Origin of the sequence: Novosphingobium sp. 9U (assembly GCF_902506425.1) — a bacterium.
In the GTDB taxonomy this organism is placed as follows: domain Bacteria; phylum Pseudomonadota; class Alphaproteobacteria; order Sphingomonadales; family Sphingomonadaceae; genus Novosphingobium.
This window is the reverse complement of sequence record NZ_LR732469.1, coordinates 605766-620260: the sequence shown is the minus strand read 5'-3', so window position 1 is coordinate 620260 and position 14495 is coordinate 605766. Positions and strand designations below refer to the sequence as shown.

Annotated in this window: 10 protein-coding genes; 5 read left to right on the top strand and 5 right to left on the bottom strand. The window is 67.3% G+C overall.

Annotated features, from left to right (window positions below):
• The first annotated feature begins 139 nt into the window (after positions 1-139).
• From GV044_RS02810 to fghA, 3 genes are all read left to right on the top strand, one after another.
• The gene (locus GV044_RS02810; protein WP_159865160.1) at positions 140-574 is read left to right on the top strand and encodes a pyridoxamine 5'-phosphate oxidase family protein; all 435 of its coding nucleotides are present in this window, start codon (positions 140-142) and stop codon (positions 572-574) included.
• Between the two features lie 131 nt (positions 575-705).
• Positions 706-1818, top strand: coding sequence for an S-(hydroxymethyl)glutathione dehydrogenase/class III alcohol dehydrogenase (locus tag GV044_RS02805; protein WP_159865157.1), 1113 nt, complete (start codon positions 706-708; stop codon positions 1816-1818).
• Positions 1819-1840: 22 nt separating this feature from the next.
• Positions 1841-2686 carry an S-formylglutathione hydrolase gene (gene fghA / locus GV044_RS02800; RefSeq protein WP_159865154.1) on the top strand — a complete coding sequence of 282 codons (846 nt, stop codon included), beginning with the start codon at positions 1841-1843 and terminating at the stop codon, positions 2684-2686.
• Between the two features lie 16 nt (positions 2687-2702).
• Here fghA and GV044_RS02795 read toward each other — a convergent pair whose 3' ends face one another.
• The 4 genes from GV044_RS02795 to GV044_RS02780 all read right to left on the bottom strand — a co-directional run bounded on the left by GV044_RS02795 (position 2703) and on the right by GV044_RS02780 (position 9887).
• A complete protein-coding gene (locus tag GV044_RS02795) occupies positions 2703-6008 on the bottom strand; it encodes a glycosyltransferase (RefSeq protein WP_159865151.1) in 3306 nt (1101 codons plus the stop codon).
• Positions 6005-6862: an AcvB/VirJ family lysyl-phosphatidylglycerol hydrolase gene (locus GV044_RS02790; RefSeq protein WP_159865148.1), complete on the bottom strand. Its 858-nt coding sequence runs from the start codon at positions 6860-6862 to the stop codon at positions 6005-6007. The genes GV044_RS02795 and GV044_RS02790 overlap by 4 nt, the downstream gene beginning before the upstream one ends.
• A complete protein-coding gene (gene mprF / locus GV044_RS02785; protein WP_159865145.1) occupies positions 6859-9471 on the bottom strand; it encodes a bifunctional lysylphosphatidylglycerol flippase/synthetase MprF in 2613 nt (870 codons plus the stop codon). Before mprF ends, GV044_RS02790 begins: the two co-directional genes overlap by 4 nt.
• Positions 9472-9536: 65 nt before the next feature.
• Positions 9537-9887 (bottom strand): hypothetical protein, encoded by a 351-nt coding sequence (locus tag GV044_RS02780; protein WP_159865142.1) that lies wholly within the window; start codon positions 9885-9887, stop codon positions 9537-9539.
• A 183-nt stretch (positions 9888-10070) separates the two neighbouring features.
• Here GV044_RS02780 and GV044_RS02775 point away from each other — a divergent pair, with 183 nt between their 5' ends.
• Together GV044_RS02775 and GV044_RS02770 are read left to right on the top strand one after the other, a co-directional pair.
• Positions 10071-10757, top strand: coding sequence for a response regulator transcription factor (locus GV044_RS02775; protein ID WP_159865139.1), 687 nt, complete (start codon positions 10071-10073; stop codon positions 10755-10757).
• Positions 10754-12109, top strand: coding sequence for a HAMP domain-containing sensor histidine kinase (locus tag GV044_RS02770; protein WP_159865136.1), 1356 nt, complete (start codon positions 10754-10756; stop codon positions 12107-12109). The genes GV044_RS02775 and GV044_RS02770 overlap by 4 nt, the downstream gene beginning before the upstream one ends.
• A gap of 17 nt (positions 12110-12126) precedes the next feature.
• Here GV044_RS02770 and GV044_RS02765 read toward each other — a convergent pair whose 3' ends face one another.
• Positions 12127-14433, bottom strand: a complete 2307-nt coding sequence (locus GV044_RS02765; protein WP_159865134.1) for a patatin-like protein — start codon at positions 14431-14433, stop codon at positions 12127-12129.
• Between the last annotated feature and the right edge of the window lie 62 nt (positions 14434-14495).

Sequence of the window (14495 nt, the reverse complement as noted above, 5' to 3'; positions counted from 1 at the left end):
GGCCAGTCAGCCCTCTTTTGCGGCCACGTGCAAGCGCTGGATTGGGTCGACGCAAAGGGTCGCAGTTCCGACGCACCGCACCTTGGGGCAGCAGCCCCTGACGACCGGCGCGCGTTCTCACCCCAATAGGAGATCAATCATGAGCGAACTGACCCTGCACGACTTGTCCAAGAAGATGGCCAAGCTCGACTACTCGATGATGACCACGCAATGCGCCGATGGCGGCACCACTTCGCGGCCGATGAGCAACAACGGCGACGTGGAGTACGACGGCGACAGCTATTTCTTCGCCTACGGCGACTCCCGCAAGGTGGCGGAGATCCGGTCCGATCCGAAGGTCAGCCTGAGTTTCACCGGCGCGGCCGGCATGCTCGGCGGTCCGCCACTGTTCGTCGCGGTCGAGGGCACGGCCGCGGTGATCGAGGACAAGGCTCGCTTCGAGGAGCACTGGACCAAGGACCTCGATCGCTATTTCCCGGAGGGGATCGACACTCCTGGCGTGGTGATGATCAAGGTTCGCGCGGCGCGTATCCGCTACTGGGATGGCAACGATGAAGGCACGATCGCTGCCTAAGCCGGCCGGTTGCTGCTCTGCGCCATTGGCCACGGCTTGAGCGCAGTTCGAGTTTCGGTCGCATCGAGCGGCGCGGCTTGGTACGGCTCCGCGCGAACCCTCTTGCGCAGGGTGCAGAAAGGACCTCGAGTATGAAGACCCGTGCCGCCGTCGCCTTCGAAGCGAAGAAGCCTCTCGAGATCGTGGAGGTCGACCTTGAAGGACCCAAGGCGGGCGAAGTGCTGGTCGAGATCATGGCGACCGGGATCTGCCACACCGATGCCTACACGCTGGACGGGTTCGACAGCGAGGGCATCTTCCCTTCGATCCTGGGACACGAGGGCGCAGGGATCGTGCGTGAGGTGGGCGCCGGCGTCACCAGCGTGTCGCCGGGCGACCACGTGATCCCGCTCTACACGCCCGAGTGTCGCCAGTGTAAGTCGTGCCTCAGCGGCAAGACCAACTTGTGCACCGCGATCCGCGCGACGCAGGGGCAGGGCCTGATGCCGGACGGCACCACGCGGTTCAGCTACAAGGGCCAGCCGATCTTCCACTACATGGGCTGCTCGACGTTCTCGAACTTCACTGTGCTGCCCGAGATCGCCGTCGCCAAGATCCGCGAAGACGCGCCGTTCGACAAGAGCTGCTACATCGGCTGCGGTGTCACCACGGGCGTCGGCGCGGTGGTGAAGACCGCGAAGGTGACGCCCGGAAGCAACGTGATCGTGTTTGGCCTTGGCGGGATCGGCCTCAACGTGCTGCAGGGCGCGCGCATGGTCGGTGCGGACAAGATCATCGGCGTCGATGTGAACGACGGCAAGGCCGAGTGGGGCCGGCGCTTCGGCATGACCCACTTCTACAACCCGCGTGGCAAGAGCACGGCCGAAGTGGTTGCCGACCTGGTGGCGCTGACCGACGGCGGCGCGGATTACACCTTCGATTGCACCGGCAACACCGAAGTCATGCGCCAGGCGCTGGAAGCCTGCCACCGTGGCTGGGGCGTGTCCACGGTGATTGGTGTGGCCGAGGCCGGCAAGGAGATCAGCACGCGTCCGTTCCAGCTGGTCACCGGCCGCGTCTGGCAGGGCAGCGCGTTCGGCGGCGCCAAGGGCCGCACCGACGTCCCCAAGATCGTCGACTGGTACATGAACGGCAAGATCGAGATCGATCCGATGATCACCCACGTCCTCACGCTGGAGGAGATCAACAAGGGCTTCGACCTGATGCACGCGGGCGAGAGCATCCGCAGCGTCGTCGTATTCTGAGCCAAGCGAGCGGGAGCATCCGGTGAGCCTCGAAGTCGTCTCCACCAACCTGGCGCATGGCGGCGTGCAGGGGGTCTACAAGCACGCTTCTGCTGCGACGCAGACCGACATGACCTTTTCCGTCTTCGTGCCAAAGCACGAGCCGGGCGAGGTCCTGCCGGTCGTCTGGTACTTGTCCGGCCTGACCTGCACGCAGGCCAACGTGACCGAGAAGGGCGAGTTCCGCGCCGCTTGTGCAGAGCTAGGCCTGATATTTGTGGCGCCGGACACCTCACCACGAGGCGTGGAGGTCGCCGACGATCCCGATGGCGCGTACGACTTCGGCCTCGGCGCGGGCTTCTACGTCGATGCCACGCAGGAGCCGTTCGCGTGCAACTATCGCATGTGGTCCTATGTGACCGAGGAACTGCCTGGCCTGCTGGCGCAGAACTTCCCGGTGGACAGGACGCGGCAGTCGATCATGGGCCACAGCATGGGCGGGCATGGCGCCCTGACGATCGGGCTCAACTATCCCGATCGCTTCCGCGCTGTGTCAGCCTTTGCACCGATCGTGGCGCCGGCGCAGGTGCCTTGGGGGCAGAAGGCGTTGTCCGGTTACCTCGGAGAGGATCAAGCGGCATGGCGCCGCCATGACGCGGTGGCGCTGATCGAGGACGGCGCCCGCGTACCGGACCTGCTGGTCGACCAGGGTGATGCCGACACGTTCCTGGCCGAGCAGCTCAGGTCCCACCTGCTGGAGCAGGCCTGCGCCGATGCCGAAATCCCGCTTACCCTGCGCATGCAGCCCGGCTACGATCACAGCTACTACTTTATCTCGTCGTTCATGGCAGACCACTTGCGCTGGCATGCGGAGCGATTGAAGGCTTGATCGAGACCGGCACTCCTCAGTGCGCCAGGGCTTGCTCCGACACGCGGCCCGTCCGCTCCAGCTTGCCCCAGCCGACCACCCACCCGCCGATGGCCGAGGCGATGGCGCGCAGGACCACCCAGTACATGATCTGGCGATAGACCAGCCGCTGCGCGACCAGCAGGTGCGCGGGGTAGCGCACGCGGCGGTCGTCGAGGCGATAGGCGATCCAGCCGCACAGCACGTCGATGGTGACGAAGGCGATCCAGTACACCGCCATTAAGCCGACATCGCCCCGCGTCTGCGCCCAGCCATGGGCCGCCACGCGCAGCGCCGTCCCGATCATTGAAAGCACGAGAGCCAGGTCGATCAGGGGTGAGATCGCCGCAAAGCCGATCTGGAACAGCCAGGCCTGCGGCAGGCCGATCAGCGCGAGCCCCGAGGGCTTGCGGCGGGAGAGCGCCTCGCGGTGCTTCCACAGGCACTGCAGCGTCCCGAAGGCCCAGCGGAAGCGCTGCTTGGCCAGCGCGGCGAAGCTCTCGGGCGCTTCGGTCCAGGCGACGGCGCGCGGATCGTAGGTCACCCGCCAGCCGGCGCGCTGGATCGCGATGGTGAGGTCCTGATCCTCCGCCAGCGTGTCCTCGGGATAGCCGCCCACCGCGTCGAGCGCGGCGCGCCGCCAGGCGCCGACCGCGCCGGGCACGACCGTCATGGCGTCGAAGCCGGCAAGCGCGCGACGCTCCAGGTTCTGCGCTGTGATGTATTCGACCGCTTGCCAGCGGGTGACAAGGTTTACGCGGTTGCCCACTCGTGCGTCGCCGGCGACGGCGCCGAGCCGCGGGTCGGCGAACCAGCGTACCAGCCGGCGGATGGTCTCGGGCTCAAACTGGGTGTCGGCATCGAGCGCGATGATGACCTCGCCGTCGGCTTGCCGGAGCGCACGGTTGAGCGCGGAAGCTTTGCCGCCGTTCGCCAGGGTCAGCAGCGTGACGCGCGGATCGGCCCCGAACGCATCAGCGACCACGCGGCTGGTGCCGTCCTTCGATCCGTCGTCCGCGACGATGACCTGGAGCGCCGGGTAGTCGCTCGCCAGCACGCGCGCGACGGAGGCGGCGATCACCCGCTCCTCGTTGTAGGCAGGTATGATGACGCACACGCTCGGCTCGTAGTTAGGCGGCTCCGCGCGCTTTTTAAGGCTCTGGAACCAGGCGAGCGCGGTCATGATCACCGCGCGCGCGATGCCCAGCGAGATGGCGACATAGAACAGCCAGGCCAGCGCCATCGAGAGCGCCATCATCGTCACGAAGGCGGCGACGTCGATCCGCACGGCGGCGAGGTCGCGCGAGGAGATCGCGGGCATGGCGCGCGCCTGGGGGATGCCCACCAGCTGCGACACGGTGGTGAAGCGATAGCCTTCGGCCTTCAGCGCGGCGATGACTCGCGGCAGTGCGGCGACGGTCTCGGCGCGATTGCCGCCGCCGTCGTGCAGCAGGACGACGTTCATGGTGTTCTCGCGCGTGGCGGAATGCACCTGATCGAGCACTTGCTGAACGATCGCGTCCTCACCCGGCCGCTTCCAGTCGTTCGGATCGACGTGCAGGCCGACGATCGTGTAGCCTGCCTTCTGCGCCTCCAGTGCGGGGTTCAGTTCGTCAGGCGTGGTCGGCTCGGCGTCCCCGAAGTAAGGCGCGCGGAACAGTGTCATGCTGCGGCCGGTATAAGCCTCGACGAGCCGCTGGGTGGCGTTGAGCTCCAGCCGGGTCTCGCGCGGGCCGGCATATGCCAGGTTGGGGTGGGTGTAGGTGTGATTGCCCAGCTCATCCCCGTCGGCGACAATGCGCTTGAGAAGGCCCGGGCTGCCGAGTGCATACTCGCCGATGACGAAGAAGGTCGCGGGCACGTGCGCGGCTTCCAGTTCGCTCAGGATCTGCGGCGTCCACTGCCGGTCCGGACCATCGTCGAAGGTCAGCGCGAGCAGCTTGGGATCGGCCCCTCCCGCGCGCTGGACCACGAACGGCGTGGGCAGCGCGCGGTACTGCTCGGCGGTGATCATGCCGTTGGCATCGAAGGTGACCTCGCGCCGGCCGTCGCGCGGCGTGGCGGCAATGCGCAGGATCTCGCCCCCACCCTCGACATCGGCGCCGCTCAGCGACTTGGGCGCCGATAAATCCGGCCTGGTGCCCTTGCGGAAGGCATGCAGGTCCTCCCAGAAGCCGGCATCCTCGGTGCCCAGGCGCCACATGGCGACGTCGTTCAGTCCCAGACGTCGCAAGGCGTTCAGCTGGTTCCAGCTGGCGGCGGCATCGAGCATCCAGACGGTGTGCTTTTGCCCATCCTCCTCGTACGCGAAGCCCGAGTTGCCGCTGGCAGGATCGAACACCACTTGCGCGTCGCTGTCGTGCGCGGCGAGCCAGGCATCCTCGATCGCCAGCGCATCGGTGTCGGCCCCGTGCCAGTCATAGGCATAAGCGCCCAATGCGACCACCAGCTTGGCCGCGCCGACGCGGCGCAAGGCCGTCTGGACCGATTGCACGAACCAGCCTTGCGGCGCGATCGGACCGGCCTCGCCGCCCTCCCAGTGCTGGTCGTAGGCCATGACGATGACCTTGTCGCTGGCGGCTGCGATGGCCTGAAGTGGCCAGCCGGCATCGTCGGCGGGCACGGTGACCGCAAGGTGAGAGCCTGCCGGTAGGGCCGGACGCAGCTCGCGCAGGAACCGGACATAGTCGGGCATGGCGGAGCGGGACAGGGCCTCGAAGTCCATGACCAGCCCCTTCTCGTGCCGGTCGGCGACCATCTTGCCCAGCTGCTGCTCCAGCGAGTGGCGCTGGCGGGAATCGTGCAGAAGCGCGGCCGTGTCGACGCCGTCCCACTCGGTCTCGCCATAGTTCTGGACCATCGGCAGCACCTTGAAACGGTGAGAGGCGGCGCCCACCAGTCGATCGAACCGGGCATCGGCCTGGACCTGCAACCGATGCTGCGGCCCAGACACGTTGACGAGCGCGGGCACAACCCAGTCGAGATCATCGCCGTGCCGCACCAGCGAGAGGAAGCTGGCATCGTTGCCCGGCAGGTAGAAGCCGACCGAAAGCGGCTTCTGGCCAGACGTGCCCTGCAGCCTTGGAACCCACGATGTCAGCTTGCGCGCGAGCTTGGACTTGCCGAAGCTGGATGCATGCAGGTGCGGCACCGGCAGCTCCAGTTCGCGCTGGCGGGGCACCGCCACCAGGGTCGTCGCAAAAGCAATAGCGCTCAGCACCACCGCAACCAGCAGGACCGAGACCCCGCGGCGCGACCATCGCGTGCGGCGACCCGTGGGATCGTAGAAGATGGGCTTGCTCACGGATGCACCGGCGTTTCGTAGTCTGCGGCAGGATGTGCGGTAGTAGTCGGCAGCGCCTGCGCAGCACCTGTCCCGCGGCTTAAAGATCGGTCATGTCCGAGATGCAGCGCGGCAAGAACCACGCGGTCCAGTCGCGCATGATCGTGCTGGAGGTAGTGGTTGCCTGGCAGGCCGAGGACGTGGGCGCCCGATCCGGCAAGTTGCGGGCAGAGGCTGTCGGTCTCCTGCAATCCGTAAATGCAAGTCACCGGCGGACCGCGGAAGGTCTTCAAGGCGGCGGCAGGCCGTGCATCGGGGTGGCCGATGTAGGCGAGCCCGCTTGGATCCGCGCGGAAGTAGACGTCATGCGCGGGCACCGTCAGCACGATCGCCTGTAGACGCGCCAGGATGTCCGCCGGCAACTTGGGCACAAGGGCGGCAACCACGTCCGCGCCAAACGAGTGGCCGAGCAGGACGGCTCGCTGCGCTCCGGTGCGTGCCAGCGCCGAGCGCAAGGTCTGCGTGACGAAGGCGAGTGCCTCTGCCTGGGAGCGATGGCGCGCAAACACGACCGGCGAGGCGATGCCGACCACGGGAACGCCATGCCCGGCGATCGCCCGGGCCACGTCGCCGCTCATGCCATGGTTGAATCCCATGTCGCCCGACAGCATGACCGCGACCACGGGCGGCGCGCTGCGCTCTGCCGGGAAGACGCGGATCGGCTCGGACCCCAGCAGATGCAGCGCGGGAGCGTTGGTGAGCACCAGGGCGAGCACGCTTAACATCAGTACGCCGATGGCTGCCCTCAGCCGGTTGCGGCGGCGCCGCTTGAGGGCATTTCCATAGAGCGCGCGCGTGGAGCGAAGCGGAGTCATGCGGTTTGCTCCAGCGTCAGAGCGGTGGGTGATTGATCGCACGGGGTCTCGGTCCCGGGCGAGGCGCGGCCGATCAGGCGAGAGACGTCGTGCAGTCCCTGGATCAGGCCCAGCCCGGGCGGACCGGCGACATAGCGCGGCTCCCAGCGAGGGGCGAACTTCTCCTTGTAGCTGCGCAGGCCGCGAAAGCCGTAGAACGCATTGCCGTGGCGGAAGACGAGTGCCGCAGCCTTGGCCCAGGCCGGCGCAAGCGGGCGCGCGTCGATGCCGGAGAGCGGCACCATACCCAGGATGAACCGCTGGTAGCCGCGCTCCTTGGCCCAGAGCAGCAGGTGGACGAACAGGAAGTCCATCGCGCCCGCGGGGGCATCTTCGCTGTGGCGCATCAGGTCGACCGAGGCCTCCTGCTTGTCCGCCGTGAGCCAGAGATTGGCGAAGGCGACGATCCGGTCCTCGACCATGACCAGCGCGACATCGAAATTGCGCACATAGGCGCGCTCGAACCGGCCCAGGCTGAAGCCTTTCTCCTGGTGGTTCCTGGCCTGCATCCAGGCATTCGACACCGCCTGAAGGTCATCCAGGATAACCGGCACCGCTGCTGCCGGGACGATCCGGAAGGTGGCGCCGGCGCGCGCCGCCACCCGCTGCGACTTGCGCAGGCTGCGCAGCGCCGGGGTTTGCAGATCGAAGCCGGGCAAGTCGACGACGGCTTCCTCACCGTATTTGACGATCTGCAGCCCCATGCCGATCGCCAGGTCCAGCACCTGCGGCGAGACTTCGTAGAGCAGGATGCGTCCCTGGCAGCGATGCGACATCTCACGCAGACGCCACAGGAGGGCGGCCCAGGAGCGCCTCTCACCCACGGGGTCGCCCATCACCACCCAGCTTGTGCCCTTGACCTGGTACATCAAGAAGGCGTCCTGCTCCTCGGAGATCAGGAAGCGCTTGTCTCCGGTCAGTGCCAGCATCGCTTCCGAGCGGCTGCTGCGGGAAAGGATCGCCTGTATGAGCGGCCATTGTGCGCCTTGGGCACTTGCGGACGTGACCGGCAGAGTGGGCGCGAGCAAGCGCCAGATGGCGAACCCGGTCAGGAACACCGCGCTTGCCAGTGTCGCGCGCAAGTACCGCGGCGCATCGCCGTGCAGCGCGAACTCCCACCACAAGTCGTCGCTGTAGGGCACGTGGCGATAGGCGAAGAGTCCGGCCCAGGCGGCGAGTGCCGCGACCATGGCGGTCGCCGTCAGCCAGCCGGCGGTCAGCGGTTGCCGGGTCAGCGCGGTATGCCGGTAGAATGCCGAACGCGTGCCGTGCAGCAGCGCGGCCACCCCGATGCAGGCGGCGGCTTCCTCATAGTCGAAGCCCTTGGCGAGCGAGAACACCGCGCCGGCGACGAGCAGCACCCTCGTCGCCAGGCAGGCGCCGTCGAGCCGGCGGTAGAGACCGGGCGACAGCAGCAGCAGCGCCGTGCCGACCAGGCTGGCGCCGATGTGGCTGGCTTCGATGAACGGCAGTGGCAGTACCGCGGCGAGCGGTCCCATGCGCGCGTGGATTGCCGGCAGCGAGCCCGAGAGCAGCAGCATGGCTCCGCTCAGGAACGTCGCTGCGCTCAGGAGCAGGGGCGAAAGGTTGCTGACCACTGCCTGCACGCCGCCGAACAAGCGGTTCACGCGTCGGCTACGTCGCGCCTCGTGCCAGGCGAGTAGCACGACGCCGAGTGCCAGCGGCAGGAGGTAGTAGATCAGGCGATAGGCGATGAGTGCGGCGAACAACGCCGTGCGGTCGCTGGGCACGACGGCGAGCACGACCGATTCGAAGATACCGATACCGCCTGGCACATGGCTCGCCAGCGCGGCGACGAGGCCCAGGGCATAGCCGAGTACGAACGCAGGCAACTGAGCTACACTCGCGTCGGGCAGCAGCACGAACAGAGCTGCCGAGGCGCAGGTGATGTCCACCAGCGCGACCAGGATCTGAGCGATGAGATCGGCGCGTCCGGGCAGCGGAATGTGGACCTTCCATCGGGCGAGCGGTGCCTGCAGGCGGTTCGCCGCCATCACCAGGGCGACCGGGACCGCCAGCAGGATGCCGCCGAGCACGCGGGCGTAGCGTGCCTCGACCATGAGGCTGCCAAGCTGCAATGGGCCGTTGTGCACGAGCATGGCGAGTCCCGCGATCGTCACCACGCCTGCCCAGAACATCGCCGCCGCAATCGCCACCACGCGGGCGATGTCCGGCCCGTCTAGCCCCGCGGCGGTATAGATGCGGTAGCGTGCTGAGCCGCCGGTCAGCAGCGAAAGCCCGAGATTGTGGCTCAAGGTATAGCTGCTGAAGGAGGCGAGCGCGGCTGTGCGCCACGGCAGTGGACGTCCGATCGCGCGAAGGGCGAGCATGTCGTAGAAGGTCAGCGCCAGATAGCTCGTCGTCGTCAGCACGAGCGACAGCGCGATCTGCCGCCCGCTCAGCCCGTGGACGGCGGCGCGCACGTCCGAGTAGCGGACCTCGTGCGTCAGCCGATCGAGTGCGACGAAGCCCAGGGCGATCACCGCGACGATCACCGCCACGGCTAGGGCGCGGCGATACCGCTCCAGGAATGCGCGCAAGGCCAGCATGGCGCCGGTCTGCGCGCGTCGATGTTGCAGAGGCCTCGCCGGATCATGAAGGATCGGCAATCTTCTCATCCGCCCAGCGAGTAGGTGATGACGAAGCACGCGATCGTCAGCAGCACCATCGACAGGATGAAGGTTCCGTCGGCGATCCGCTCCAGCCAGTGCAGGCGTGCATGCGACTGCACCCGCAAGGCGAAGTAGGAGGACAGCGTCGCCAGCAGAAACGTCACCGCGTCGACCGATAGCAGGTCGTCTGCGAACGTCTGGCGCGCATGCATGGTGGAGGCGACGCGCAGCACGCCGATACCGGTCATGCACACGCCGACCATGGCCGATGCGATGGGGCAGATCAGCCGGCAGATACGTTCGTCGAGCACGTTTCGGGCGTCTGCCGGTGTGTCGCCGGATTTCTCGGACAAGGCTTGCCTCCAGCTTTGCGGGCGGCCCCCTTGTACTTGCGCCAGGTGCCTTCGCGGCTGACCGGCAGATGAGCGATTTGTAATGCGGCTCTCACGTGCCGCTCATCGCAGCGCGCCTAGGGTTTACGAGGACTGTGCGAAATCGCTCGCGCAACGCCGCGACGGCAGGATACGAAGCAAGCCATGACCCAGAAGATCCTGCTGATCGAGGATGATGCCACCACCGCCGAGTTCATCGCGAACGGGCTGTGCGAGGAGGGCTTCGTCGTCGACCGCGCGGAGAACGGGCGCGACGGCCTGTTCCTGGCGACTGACGGCAGTTATCAGTGCATCGTGCTCGACCGCATGCTGCCCGGGCTCGATGGCATGGCGGTGCTGGCGGCCTTGCGCGGGGCCGGTATGGCGACGCCGGTCATCATCCTCTCCGCGCTGGGATCGCCCGAAGACCGGATCAAGGGCCTGACCAGCGGCTCGGACGATTACCTCGTCAAGCCCTTCACCTTCGCCGAACTGCTCGCACGCATCCGGTTGATCATACGTCGCGGTGCGGGGACGCCCGTCGTGGAAACGGTGCTGCGCTGCGACGACCTCGAGATGGATCTGCTGGCGCGGCGCGTGCAGCGTGGCGGTCGCGTCATCGAACTGCAGCCGCGCGAATACCGGCTCCTGGAATTCCTGATGCGTCATGTCGATCAGGTCGTCACCCGCACCATCCTGCTGGAAGGCGTGTGGGATTATCACTTCGATCCAGGCACCAACGTAATCGACGTTCACCTCAGCCGCCTGCGCAAGAAGATCGACGAGGGTGAGGCGCGGCCGCTGCTGCATACCGTGCGCGGCGCCGGGTACAGGATCGGCGCGCAGCCGTGACCGGCCGGTCGACGACGTTCCGCTTCGCCGCGCTCGTCTTCCTGTTCCAGATCCTGGCCGCAGCGGTCCTGCTGTTCGGCCTGGGCGCGGCACTCCGCACGCAGAGCCGGGCCAGCGCCGTCGATCTGGCCGAGACGATGCGCGACGATCTCCTGGCGACGTATGCGGACCGCGGCCTGTCAGGCCTGGCAAGCGCGATAGAAACCCGCACCTCGCGCCGCATCGAGCGCAGCGCCGTCGTGTTGCTCGCGGATCCTGGCGGCAAGGCGATCGCCGGCAACCTGACGGCCAAGCCACGGGCGCTCGCTGCAAGCCGGACCTACCGGCTGATCAAGGTGCAGCGACCCGGGCACGCCAAGGCCGAGGCCATGTTCCTGCAGGCCACTCGCCTGCGCGGCGGCGAGTGGTTCGTCACCGGCACCGTTGTCGAAAGCGAGCGCCAGCTCTTCGCGCAGCTCGAACGCGCGAGCCTGGTCGCTCTCGCGCTATCCATCCTGTTCGCGGGCTTCGCGGCATTCGTATCGACGCGCCTGATCCTCAATCGTCTGCAGGCGACCATCGCGACGCTCGGCAGCGTGCGCGATGGCGACATGGCACGGCGCGTGCCTCGCGATGACACCGGCGACGCGTTTGGTTTGCTGGGCGAAGAGGTGAACCGGACGCTCGACCGGGTCGAAGCGCTGAATGCCGAACTCAAGATCGCGACGGACGCGCTGGCGCACGACCTGAAGTCGCCGCTCACCCGGATGCAATCGGCGCTCGATCGCCTGGGCCGCACGGTGCGCGATCCTGCCGCTCTCGCTGCGGTCGACCAGGCGTTTGCCGAGAGCGAGCGGCTCCTCGCGATGATCGAGACCGCGCTCAGCATCACGCGGGCAGAGGCCGGGATTGGTCGCGAGAGCTTCGCGCCCACCAATCTGACCGAGATGCTGGCGACGATCGTGGAGATCTATGCGCCGATGGTGGAGGACGAAGGGCGCGCCATCGTCCTGCAGGCGCCCGCCCGGTTCGACCTGGCAGTGCATCGCCAATTGATGGACCAGGCGATCGGCAACCTGGTCGACAACACGCTGAAGTACGGAGCGGGCACGATCACGCTGTCCCTGGTGGTGCACGAGGGCGGGGCCACGATCGCGGTTGCCGACGAGGGGCCGGGCATTCCCGCGGATAAACGAAGTGAGGCGCTCACCCGCTTCAGCCGCCTCGATCAGGCACGGCGCGGGTGGGGGGCTGGGCTGGGCCTGTCGCTGGTGCAGGCAGTGGCGCATCTGCATGGCGGCAGCGTGGAACTGCGCGAGTGCGCGCCGGGGCTGGAGGTGGCAATCCTGTTGGGCGATGTGGCGCGCGTCTAGAGCGCAGCCGCTCGTCATCAACCCGCCCCTATCTCCTCGCGTATGCTCGACACGAGCGTGGGGTCGGCCGTCAGCCGCGCTTCCTCCTCGTCGAGGATCGCCAGGAACGCGCGGCGCTTGAACTGCAGCAGCTCCGCCGCCGCGATGGCGTGTTGGGGCTCCAGCGTCGAAGCAATAAGGTCGATGACGCGTTCGGCGCCGTGGAGGCGGCCCCACAGGTAGTCGTTCTCGCGATAGGCGCGGCTGAAGAACGCGCCGAAGTTGTAGAACTCGGTCCCGCGCAAAGTGCTCTGCGTGCCCGAGCGGATTGCATGGCAGTCTTCCGGGCTGATCCGATCGACGCGCACCGGGTCGAACTCGGTCAGGTTCTCGCTGCGAAGCAATGGCAGCGTCACGGTATCGTAGAGCGGGAACCCGAGATAGGCGAACAGCATGTGCCGCCGCAGCGATGGCGGCATGTTCGTCATCGCCTGTGCCAGCAGTTCGTCGACCTTGCTGTCGATGTCTTCCAGTCCACGTTGCCGGGCGACGTAGTCGACCACGGCGCCGGGATCCTCCATCACCTTGCGCGCGCGTGAGGCGAACTCTGTACCCAGTGCGCTCAGCGGCTCACGGTCGAGATAGAAGGCGAGAGCATCGTAGATCGCAGTGCGAGCGCTGTCCCGGTCCTGCTCGGTCACGTCTGCATCGCCCTCGCGCTCCTGGGTCACGGTGCGTGCGAGCAGGCGTAGCCGCCGGATGCGGAAGCCAAGGTCGTGCTTGCGGAAGAAGGCGATCATCGTCGGTGATGTCGCGTCCCGAAGTCCCTGTTTCCAATCCAGGGCAAGATCTACTGAGTGTTCGAGGAGGCGCTGGCGGATGGGTTCGGGCGAGGCGAGGTCCAGCTCTGGCGCAGCTTGATACGCCAGCTGTGCCAAGCCCGCGACGATGGCGTTGAACTTGACCTGGGCATAGCCGTGATATGCGAAGCCGGCCTGCTCGAATGCGGCACGTTGCGCGCGCATGCGCCAGGCGGACAAGCGCTTGGGCGTCGGTCGATTGATGAACAGCGTACGGCCAAACAATCGCTCGACCGTCTCCTCTACTTCGGGGCGGAGCGCCTCGATGATCTGGCGCAAGTCCGCCATGTCGCGCGATTGCTTCTCCAGCGCTTCCAGGTTGTCGCGGATCGGCTGTTCGCGCGGGATGGCCGAGAGCGAGCCGAAGATGACGGGGAAGAAGCCCGGCACTTGCGTGTCCTTGCGCATGGCCTGGCCCAGCCGGTCGGGGGTGGGATCGATGTAGACGATGCGCCGATCGACCTCGCGCGTGGCCGGGCGGTCCTGCAGCACGCGCATGACGTCGGCGAACGGCGCATTCACCAGCACCGAGCCGTCGATCAGCGCCACGGTGTCGAGATCGCTGCGCCGCGCATGTTCGGGCATCGTGCGCTGCAGGAACGCCTCGCGTCCTGGCCACGCATGCGGTCCCTCGGCCACCAGCCGGTCGATCTCCTCGATCATCAGCGGCGGGAACGCGCCCGGGAAGCTGGCCGAGGCCCGGGCGGCGAGCACCAGCTCGGGAATGGCGGCGAGCTCATCGGGCCCCCGCGACGCGGCCCGGAAGGCGAAGGTCAGGCGATGCTCGCTTTCCAGCACCAGCCGGGGCGAATGGAGGTGCAGCGTCTCCAGGTGCCCCTTAAAGTCCGTTGCGGTGACGAACAGGTCGAGCGGGTGCCCGTGAGGAAGCAAGGGCGGGTCGGCCGGAGCAGACGCCATCGCCGAGAGGGCGCGGCACAGCAGGCGCGAGAAGCCGATGCCGCTGAACGGCGGCTCGAACCAGCGCGAGCGGATCAGCCGCGACAGCTTGTCGCGAACTTCGGCGCGTGTCTCGGGCGCGACCGTCTCGCTGACGGCATTGCCGGGACGGTGCAGCAGGTAGTTGACGAGCGGGGTTGCCCAGAACTTGGCGGCGCGCGAGCCGGGGCGTGCCTCTGGATCGAGCAGGGCGTCTACGTCCGCGGTATCGAGCCACAGCTCGGTCAATGGCTCCAGCGATTGGCCCGTATGGATCGCCTGGGCCAGGAAGACGCTGTTGATGCCGCCCGCACTGGCGCCCGCGACGATGTCGGTGAGGACGCGCAGGCGAACGCTGTGCTCGCTCTCGATCGTGCGCAGCAGGTCCAGGTAGACCGCAGCGCTGCCGCCGGGCGCGTCGTCGCCGGCCCACACGCAGCGACTGGCCTGCAGCGCCTTCCAGAGCTCCTTGGTGACGCCGTGCATGTAGACGGCCAGGCTGATCCCGCCATAGCAGACGAGCCCGATCCGCAGTTCCTTCTGCCGCATCGGCGCTCACTGCCAGACCCGGTTCGACTATGCCACTGCAAAGGCTTGTGCCTGATTGGGAG

Excerpts from the sequence above, each read along its gene's own strand:
- GV044_RS02810 (WP_159865160.1), top strand. The coding sequence starts at position 140 with ATGAGCGAACTGACCCTGCACGACTTGTCCAAGAAGATGGCCAAGCTC.
- GV044_RS02805 (WP_159865157.1), top strand. The coding sequence starts at position 706 with ATGAAGACCCGTGCCGCCGTCGCCTTCGAAGCGAAGAAGCCTCTCGAG.
- GV044_RS02790 (WP_159865148.1), bottom strand. The coding sequence starts at position 6,862 with ATGACTCCGCTTCGCTCCACGCGCGCGCTCTATGGAAATGCCCTCAAG.
- mprF (WP_159865145.1), bottom strand. The coding sequence starts at position 9,471 with ATGCTGGCCTTGCGCGCATTCCTGGAGCGGTATCGCCGCGCCCTAGCC.
- GV044_RS02775 (WP_159865139.1), top strand. The coding sequence starts at position 10,071 with ATGACCCAGAAGATCCTGCTGATCGAGGATGATGCCACCACCGCCGAG.
- GV044_RS02765 (WP_159865134.1), bottom strand. The coding sequence starts at position 14,433 with ATGCGGCAGAAGGAACTGCGGATCGGGCTCGTCTGCTATGGCGGGATC.